Origin of the sequence: uncultured Bradyrhizobium sp. (assembly GCF_936928535.1) — a bacterium.
GTDB lineage: Bacteria > Pseudomonadota > Alphaproteobacteria > Rhizobiales > Xanthobacteraceae > Bradyrhizobium.
The window spans coordinates 72,985-80,744 of sequence record NZ_CAKZHY010000059.1 but is presented as its reverse complement, the minus strand read 5'-3'; the positions used below and the strand labels follow the sequence as shown (position 1 = coordinate 80,744).

Genomic DNA, 7,760 nt, shown 5'->3' with positions numbered 1-7,760 from the left:
GCAACCGAGGAATCCGCCAACACTCAATCAGTTCCAGCGCAGGTTTCTTGGAATCGATCGTCTAGTTAGGCTTTGAAAAGCCATGCATGGCCCGCTAATGCTGGGCCATGCCACTCCATCTGATCAAGCTTGCCGTCGGCTGCGACTCCGTCAAGGAATTGAAGGGGTGGGTCGCCGAACGGATGCAGACGGCCAAGAAAAAGGGCCTGCCGCAACACCACATCCATATCACCCGCATGGTGCCGAAGCGCGATGCCGAGATTCTCGCAGGCGGCTCGCTCTATTGGGTCATCAAGGGCGAGATCGCCGCGCGTGAAAAGATCATCGGCATCGAGCCGTTCCGTGACAAGGACGGCATCGGACGCTGCCGGATCGTGATGCAGCCGAAGGTGATCTCGGTGTCGCCGCGGCCGATGCGCCCGTTCCAGGGCTGGCGCTATCTCACGGAGGATTCCGTGCCGCCCGATCTCGGCAAGTCGGCTGCAGGCACCATCGCGGCGATGCCGGAACCGATGCGGCGGGAGCTGCGCGATCTCGGACTGCTCTAGACCGCGATATTGTCGATCAGCCGCGTCGTCCCGAGCTTGGCGGCGACCAGGATCCGCAGCGGCCCGTCCTTGCGGGAGGTGACAGGCGCCAGCGTCTCGGCATGGCGGAGCTCGAAATAGTCGAGCGCAAACCCGGCCGCCTTGATCGTCTCGGCGCCGCGCGCCATCGCGCTCGCGATGGCTGCACCGCCCCGGATCCGCCCGGCACTCTCCTTCATGGCTCGATAGAGCACGGTCGCTGTCTGGCGTTCCGCAGGCGAGAGGTAAACGTTGCGGGACGACATCGCGAGCCCGTCGCGTTCGCGCAAGGTGCGGGAGCCGACCACCTTCACGCCAAGGTCGAGGTCGCGTGCCATCTGCGTCACCACGCGCAATTGCTGAAAGTCCTTCTCACCGAATATCGCGATATCCGGCCGGCATTGCGTGAACAGCTTGCCGACGACGGTGGCGACGCCGGCGAAGAAGTGCGGGCGGAAGCGGTCCTCGAGGCCGGCCAGCGCCGGCCCCTCTGGAACGATGCGGGTCGCGAAGCCCTCCGGATACATCGCCTCGACGCCGGGGTGCCAGACGATGTCGACGTCCTCTGCTGCGAGCTTGGCGAGGTCGGATTTCCAGGTCCGCGGATAGGCGCCGAAATCCTCCGATGGCGCAAACTGGGTCGGGTTCACGAAGATCGACACGACGACGCGGCTCGCGCGCCGCTTGGCGAGGCGCACCAGCGACACATGCCCGTCATGGAGCGCCCCCATGGTCGGCACCAGCGCGACCGTGGCCTTTCGCTTGCGAAGATTGTCGACGGCGCGTCGCAGGGCGGGCACCGTGCGGGTGATCAAGGGGCTTGGTGACATCAGAGCTCGGGAAGGTTGGGGGTGGGCGCCGCCAGCCGCGCAGCCGGCTAACCTTAACAAGCGCCGGTCGTGGACGCCATGCATCGACATCAGGCACAGCATTCCCAGCAGCGAGGACGTCGCGCCATTGTGGGTTGGATCATAGAGGCGAGGCCGCGCCGCGATTCATGGTGACCATCATCGCACTGTGATTTCGTCATCCTGTCACGCATTTCACTTGACCGCAGACGCGGCCAACTCGAAGATATTGTTCAGGGGTGTTGAGGATCGCCATGCTTGTGCAGGCTAGCCAAAGCCAATCCGGCTCGGCGCACGTCGTTGTGCTCGGCAATGAGAAGGGCGGCTCCGGCAAATCGACCACCGCCCTGCACATCGCGGTTGCGCTCCTGAAGGCCGGTCAGCGCGTCGCCACCATCGACCTCGACTGCCGCCAGCAAAGCTTCACCCACTACATCAACAACCGCTCGGCATGGGCGCGCCGCACCAAGCTCGACCTCGAGCTGCCGGTGCATCGCTGCATCAAGCTCGGCGAGACCATGCAGATCGCCGAGAACGAGAATTCCGAGTTCCAGCAATTCATGGAGGCGGTCTCGGCGGTCGAGAGCAGTTTCGATTTCATCGTCATCGATACGCCCGGCACCGACAGCTATTTGATGCGGCTGGCCCATTCGATGGCGGATACGCTGGTCACGCCAATCAACGACAGCTTCCTCGATTTCGATGTGCTCGGCACCGTCGACCCCGCCAATTACGCGGTAACGGGGGAAAGCCATTACGCCGAGATGGTGCGCGATGTCAGGCGCAAGCGTCGTCAGCTCGACGGCTCGACCACCGACTGGATCGTGGTGCGCAATCGCCTGTCGATGCTCGGCTCGCGCAACAAGCAGCTCGTCGCCGACGGGCTGAAGGATTTGTCGCTGCGGCTCGGCTTCCGCTATGTCGATGGCTTCGCCGAGCGCGTGGTTTATCGCGAGTTCTTCCCGCGTGGCCTCACGGCGCTCGACGAGATCGACGAGGCCACGCTCGGGATGCGGCCCAATCTCGGCCATCTGACCGCGCGGGAAGAGGTGACGAGCCTGCTGCGCCAGCTCAAGCTGCCGCTCGACGAGCGTGGCCGCCGCCGTGCGGCAAATCGCGCCGAGTGGTTCAGCCAGGTGGACAAGCCGCTCGAGCTCCACGACATCCTCGGCGCCTAGACACGGTACGCCGCTACTTCCGATCGATCATGGCAGCCGGTTCCTGCGGGAACCTGCCGCGCCTGAAGTCGTTTTCACCGGGCATTCACCGTGAAATTGAACCCGATCGTGACGGGTTGCGTCGGATGGTCATCTGCATCCGGACGTAGCGGTATCAGAACGGGGTGCCCACCAAATGTGTGCGCCGCACAATGAAAGGGCTGTTTGATCACAACATTTAGCCTTCCTGTCACGCGGCTGTGACATATATTAGCGAATAGGCGCGAAGGGGCCGAAGAGCCTCTCGAACAACACGATTTTCAACAGGGATCAGGCCGCAAGGCCTGGGGCTGAGGACGAAAATGAAGCGTGGAATTGCCGTTCTGGTTTCTGTGGGAGCCCTCTTCAGTGTCGCCTATTTCACGGCGAGCAAGTGGGCCATCAAGCACGAGACCATCACCTTCTACGACGCTTCGCGCGACAATCGTCCCGTGCCTGTCGACATCGCGATCCGTCGCGACAAGGAAATGCAGGCCAATGCCGGCATGATCACGCTTCCGGTCGCGGTGATCAATCACGGCAACACCGTCAAGAACACCGAGTACGGCTTCCTCGCAAACATCTTCGCTGCGCGTGGCTACCTGGTCGTGAGCCCGCAGCATGATTTGCCGACCGATCCGCCGATGGTGACCAAGCCCGGCGAGCTCTATGTCGGCCGCCTGCCGCAGATCCTTCGTGGCGTTGCCAATATCCATCTGGCGATGCAGGAGATGAAGAAGGTTCAGCCCAACGCTGACTACGAGAAGGTCACGATGGTCGGCCATTCCATGGGCGGCGACATCACGATGTATTTCGCCAAGCAGTATCCGGACGAGGTCAAGAAGGTCGTGACGCTGGACAATCTCCGCGTGCCGTTCGTCACCGCCGGCAAATTCAAGATCCTCTCGTTCCGCTCTCACGATCCGCAGTTCAAGACTGATCCGGGCGTGATCCCGACCGAGGAGGAGTGCGAGAAGGCCGGTATCCAGGTCGTGAAGACCGACTTCCAGCACAACGACATGCGCGACACAGGTCCGGACGACGCCAAGAACTCGATCCAGGGCATGCTTGATAAATTCTTGAGCGACACCGACAGCGCAATTGCGCCGGTCGACACCCGTTCGGCTCCGCCCAAGATCCTGGAGCCGGGGCCGGTGGCTCTGATGGCGCCCGCCAAGAGCTGATCCCCGAGAAGAGTTCATCGAGATCATTTAAGCTTCCGCCGGCTCCGGCCTGCGGAGGCTTTGCACATTGACCGGGCAGGGCAAGCTATCCACATTGGGTGCTTGAGACCAGGCGTGACAATGGATGCCCGACGATCCCACCAAACCGCGCAATAGCGATGCCTTGTCGGCGCGAGTCGAGAGCGACGACGCGCTGCCGCAGGCAAAAACCTCGACCTCCGAGGATGTCGCCGCCTTCGTCGCCAGGGCGCGTGCGTTATCACCGCACGCGCCTGGTGCGAAGGGCCGCTTGATCTTCGCGCTGGATGCGACGATGAGCCGGCAGCCGACCTGGGACATGGCCTGTGCGCTTCAGGCCGACATGTTCCGCGAGGCTGCTGCGCTTGGCAGCCTCGACATCCGACTGGTCTACTATCGCGGCTACAATGAGTGTCGTGCCACAGGATGGATTTCCGACAGCAGCAAGCTGGCGACATTGATGAGCAAGATCGATTGTCGCGGCGGCGACACCCAGATCGGCAGGGTGCTCACCGACGCGCGGCGCGAGGCGGTTGCATCGGGCGTGCGTGCGGTGGTTTTCGTCGGCGATGCCATGGAGGAGAAGGTTGATGCGCTCTGCGCCAAGGCCGGCGAGCTCGGCCTGCTGAAGGTGCCGGTGTTCCTGTTTCAGGAAGGTCATGATGCGGTCGCCGAACAGGCGTTTCGCGAGATCGCGCGTCTGACCGGAGGCGCTTGGTGCCGGTTCGATCCGGGCGCGGCGGCACAGCTACGCGAACTGTTGAGGGCCGCTGCGGCCTACGCAGCTGGAGGCCGCGAGGCCTTGCTGAGACTGGCGAAGACGGCGCACGGTGCTGCGCAGCTGATTGGACAGATGAAGTAGCGGCCCAAGCCGGCGCGGCTTGAGGCCGGGACAGAGCGACCACTGGACCATGGGCGCTGCCGTCATTGCCGGTGGAGGATGAAGGAGGTCGCCATGCATTTTGACGGCAGGGCGACTATATTCGCGCCATGACGCTCATCGCCGGCCTTGTCGCCGTTATCACGCTTTATCTGTTGCTCCAGATGTTCCGCGCCGCCAATCCGGTCGTGCTGGCGCGCGCCATCAAGTTCGGCGGCGGGGTGGTCGCACTCGCAGTGGCCGCCTTCACCGGCTTGCGGGGCGAGCTGGCGGTCGCGATCCCGCTTGGACTGTTCGGGGCGGGGTTGCTGGGCTGGACGCCGCTCGCGAATGCGGGCTTTGGCAACATCGGGGGCCTGTTCGGGGGTGGCAGGTCGCGCTCATCGGGTCAGGCCTCGCGCGTGCGATCGCAATTCCTGGACATGCAGCTCGATCACGATTCCGGCCAGCTCTCGGGCCAGATCGTTGCCGGGCCTCACGCCGGGCGCAGTCTCGACGAGTTCGATCTTGCGGGACTGCTGGCGATGGTCCCGGCGTTCGATGCCGAGAGCGTGGCTTTACTTGAAAGCTATCTGGACCGCCGGTTTCCCGCCTGGCGTCAGAACGCGCAGGGCAACGCGGCTGGGGGGCAGCGCCGCACGGCGGCGAGCGGCAAAATGACGGCGGAGGAAGCCTATCAGATCCTTGGCTTGCAGCCGGGAGCGGGGCGCGACGACATCAGCCGGGCGCACAAGTCCCTGATGAAGAAACTGCATCCCGACCAGGGGGGCTCGACGTACCTCGCTGCCCGGGTAAACGAGGCCAAGGATACTCTGCTTCGTACGCATAACGGCTAACTCCGGCACCACGCCACAAACGCCCGTACCGTGTGAGCTCCGCTAGCTCTGTTTGCCGTCGCCCCGATGCCCGCCTTATCGGCGTGGTCGATCCCTTGAGCAAAGTTTTAACCGTAAATTCTTGACGAGAGGTTGTCGCGGAACAGCCTGCAGCGTCACCATGCCCCAAAAGCAAAAATGCCCGCGCGAGGCGCGGGCATTTTGTTCGGGATCGCTAAGAGCGATCAGTTGCGGACGGTCATGCAGGAGATGTCGGCGCGCTTCAGCGTCCGGCACACCGCCTCGGCCTGGTCCCGCTCGAGCCCGGCAAAACGGGCGCGGTAGAGCTTGCGATTGTCCCTGGCGACGACAGGCTCGGTGAATGGATCGGCCTTGCTGAGCAGGCCGCGGGCCGAACTGCGCGCGGCGTCGATGCGCTGCTGGGCCTCGCTCTCGCTCTCGAGCGCACCGACCTGGACGATCCAGCCGCTATGGGTGACGACCGGCTTGGTGGCGCTCATCTGGATCGGCTGCGGGGACGGATCGGCGGAGGCAAGCTTGGCAACCGGCGCAGGCGCCGTTGCTGCAGCGGTGGCCGGCAGCACGCCGAGGACGCCGTTGCCGGTGCCGAAGCCAGCCGGCTGCTGCGGCAGTTCGGCTCGGGCGGGCTCCGGCTTGTTGACGATGTCGGCCCTGGCGACGACGGCGCCCGACGTCTCGGCGACGTCACTGCGGGGCGAAATCGTGTTGGTGACCTGCGGTGCGACCTGCGTCGGGGCGGCGGAGGCGACCTTGACTGCGCCGGCCTTGACTTGAACCGTCTTGACCCGGACCGGCTTCATCGGCTCGGACGAGCCCGGAATGAGGGCAAGTGGCTGGCTCGAGATCACGCCGTTGGTGAGAGGCGCGGGCTCGATCTTGGACTCGGTCGGCTTGGCCTCAGGCTTGGGTTGCGCCGGCGGCATCGCTGCGGTCGCGGCTGCAAGCGTAGCGAAGCGGGAGGCGGGACGCGGCGCGGGTGCCTCAGGGGCAGGGGCGGCCGCAACCTGGACCTGGGGAGCGGGACGGGGCGGGGTATCCGACGCATCGGCGACGTCGACGCTGGCGTCGGCACCGTTGCGCTCGGTCACCGCGGCGACCGTGTGGGTGGTTGCGCCCTTCTCGATGTTCTCGGCGAGCAGATTGCGCATGATGGCGTCTCGGGAGCCGCCGCTGCGACCACCAAGCACCACGCCGATGAGGTGGCGGTTGCCACGGCGTATCGAGGTCACGAGGTTGAAGCCGGAGGCGCGGGTGTAACCGGTCTTGATGCCGTCGACGCCCTCGACGCTGCCGAGCAGGTGATTGTGATTGCGGATCTGCTCGCCGCGCCAGGTGAACGAGGTGGTCGAGAAGTAGCGATAGTAGCGCGGGAAGCGCTCCTGGATGGCGCGGCCGAGCGTCGCCTGGTCGCGCGCCGTGGTGACCTGCTCGTCGTTGGGGAGGCCATTGGCGTTGCGATAAACCGTCTTGGACATGCCGAGCGCGCGCGCCTTGCGCGTCATCATCGCGGCGAAATCATCCTCGTCGCCGCCGATCGCTTCCGCGATCACGACGGCGGCGTCATTGGCGGAGCGGGTGACGAGGCCCTTGATCGCGTCCTCGACGCGGATGGTCTGGCCGGCGCGCAGGTTCAGCTTGGTCGGATCCTGGTCGGCGGCGTGCTGCGACACCGGCATCTCGGTGTCGAGCTTCATCTTGCCGGACTCGAGGCGCTCGAACAGCAGATAGAGCGTCATGATCTTGGTGAGCGAAGCCGGATGGCGAAGGCCATCGGGGCTGGTCGCTTGCAGCACCGCACCAGAATTACCGTCGACGATGATCGACGCGAATTGCGGGCTGTAGCTCTCGGAGGCCTCGTGATGCACCCGGTGGTGCGCATAGTGGCGCCGGTAGCGCCGTGCATCGGCTGCATCGGTCGTGAAGATGACGGCTGTGGTGACCGTAAGAAGCCCGAAAACGCCAACCCGCGCCAAGCGCGAGGAAGACCAGTTGCTACGAAGCATGGAACCCCGTCCCCGTTTGTGACTTGATCACCGGCTCGTGAGGCGAAATTGTGCCCTGCGGACCCGGGATCATTACCTGCTCAGGCTGTCCCTCCGCTGGTGTTCACTGCGGGAGACGTTGGGCTTGAGCCGCTGTTCTGGCTAAGGCGATGTTCTCAAACGGCTTTTGACCGCTTGCGGAAGTGAACACATCCAGGGAATCAGGGTA

7 protein-coding genes are annotated in these 7,760 nt (G+C 64.4%); 5 read left to right on the top strand and 2 right to left on the bottom strand.

Features of this window, described 5'->3' with window-relative positions; translation table 11 throughout:
• The first annotated feature begins 107 nt into the window (after positions 1-107).
• Complete coding sequence (locus Q0687_RS09380) at positions 108-548, top strand: DUF1489 domain-containing protein (protein WP_057751487.1); 441 nt, start codon at positions 108-110, stop codon at positions 546-548.
• On the opposite strand, the gene panC is transcribed toward Q0687_RS09380, so the two are convergent.
• Positions 545-1,396, bottom strand: a complete 852-nt coding sequence (gene panC / locus Q0687_RS09375; protein ID WP_298874971.1) for a pantoate--beta-alanine ligase — start codon at positions 1,394-1,396, stop codon at positions 545-547. The two genes, Q0687_RS09380 and panC, sit on opposite strands and share 4 nt — an antisense overlap.
• A gap of 272 nt (positions 1,397-1,668) precedes the next feature.
• Here panC and Q0687_RS09370 point away from each other — a divergent pair, with 272 nt between their 5' ends.
• The 4 genes from Q0687_RS09370 (at position 1,669) to Q0687_RS09355 (ending at position 5,528) form a co-directional block, all read left to right on the top strand.
• On the top strand, positions 1,669-2,592 hold the full coding sequence (locus Q0687_RS09370) for a division plane positioning ATPase MipZ (protein WP_298874968.1): 924 nt from the start codon (positions 1,669-1,671) through the stop codon (positions 2,590-2,592).
• A gap of 341 nt (positions 2,593-2,933) precedes the next feature.
• On the top strand, positions 2,934-3,794 hold the full coding sequence (locus tag Q0687_RS09365) for an alpha/beta fold hydrolase (RefSeq protein WP_298874965.1): 861 nt from the start codon (positions 2,934-2,936) through the stop codon (positions 3,792-3,794).
• A 124-nt stretch (positions 3,795-3,918) separates the two neighbouring features.
• The gene (locus tag Q0687_RS09360; protein ID WP_298874963.1) at positions 3,919-4,674 is read left to right on the top strand and encodes a VWA domain-containing protein; all 756 of its coding nucleotides are present in this window, start codon (positions 3,919-3,921) and stop codon (positions 4,672-4,674) included.
• A 128-nt stretch (positions 4,675-4,802) separates the two neighbouring features.
• A complete protein-coding gene (locus tag Q0687_RS09355; protein ID WP_298874960.1) occupies positions 4,803-5,528 on the top strand; it encodes a DnaJ domain-containing protein in 726 nt (241 codons plus the stop codon).
• A gap of 224 nt (positions 5,529-5,752) precedes the next feature.
• Here the strand turns inward: Q0687_RS09355 and Q0687_RS09350 are convergent, their stop codons facing one another.
• Positions 5,753-7,552, bottom strand: coding sequence for a D-alanyl-D-alanine carboxypeptidase (locus Q0687_RS09350; protein WP_298874958.1), 1,800 nt, complete (start codon positions 7,550-7,552; stop codon positions 5,753-5,755).
• Positions 7,553-7,760: the final 208 nt, after the last annotated feature.

Bases quoted from the DNA above. Each gene is read 5' to 3' on its own strand.
- Q0687_RS09370 (WP_298874968.1), top strand. From the start codon at position 1,669: ATGCTTGTGCAGGCTAGCCAAAGCCAATCCGGCTCGGCGCACGTCGTT.
- Q0687_RS09360 (WP_298874963.1), top strand. From the start codon at position 3,919: ATGCCCGACGATCCCACCAAACCGCGCAATAGCGATGCCTTGTCGGCG.
- Q0687_RS09355 (WP_298874960.1), top strand. From the start codon at position 4,803: ATGACGCTCATCGCCGGCCTTGTCGCCGTTATCACGCTTTATCTGTTG.
- Q0687_RS09380 (WP_057751487.1), top strand. From the start codon at position 108: ATGCCACTCCATCTGATCAAGCTTGCCGTCGGCTGCGACTCCGTCAAG.
- Q0687_RS09350 (WP_298874958.1), bottom strand. From the start codon at position 7,552: ATGCTTCGTAGCAACTGGTCTTCCTCGCGCTTGGCGCGGGTTGGCGTT.
- Q0687_RS09365 (WP_298874965.1), top strand. From the start codon at position 2,934: ATGAAGCGTGGAATTGCCGTTCTGGTTTCTGTGGGAGCCCTCTTCAGT.
- panC (WP_298874971.1), bottom strand. From the start codon at position 1,396: ATGTCACCAAGCCCCTTGATCACCCGCACGGTGCCCGCCCTGCGACGC.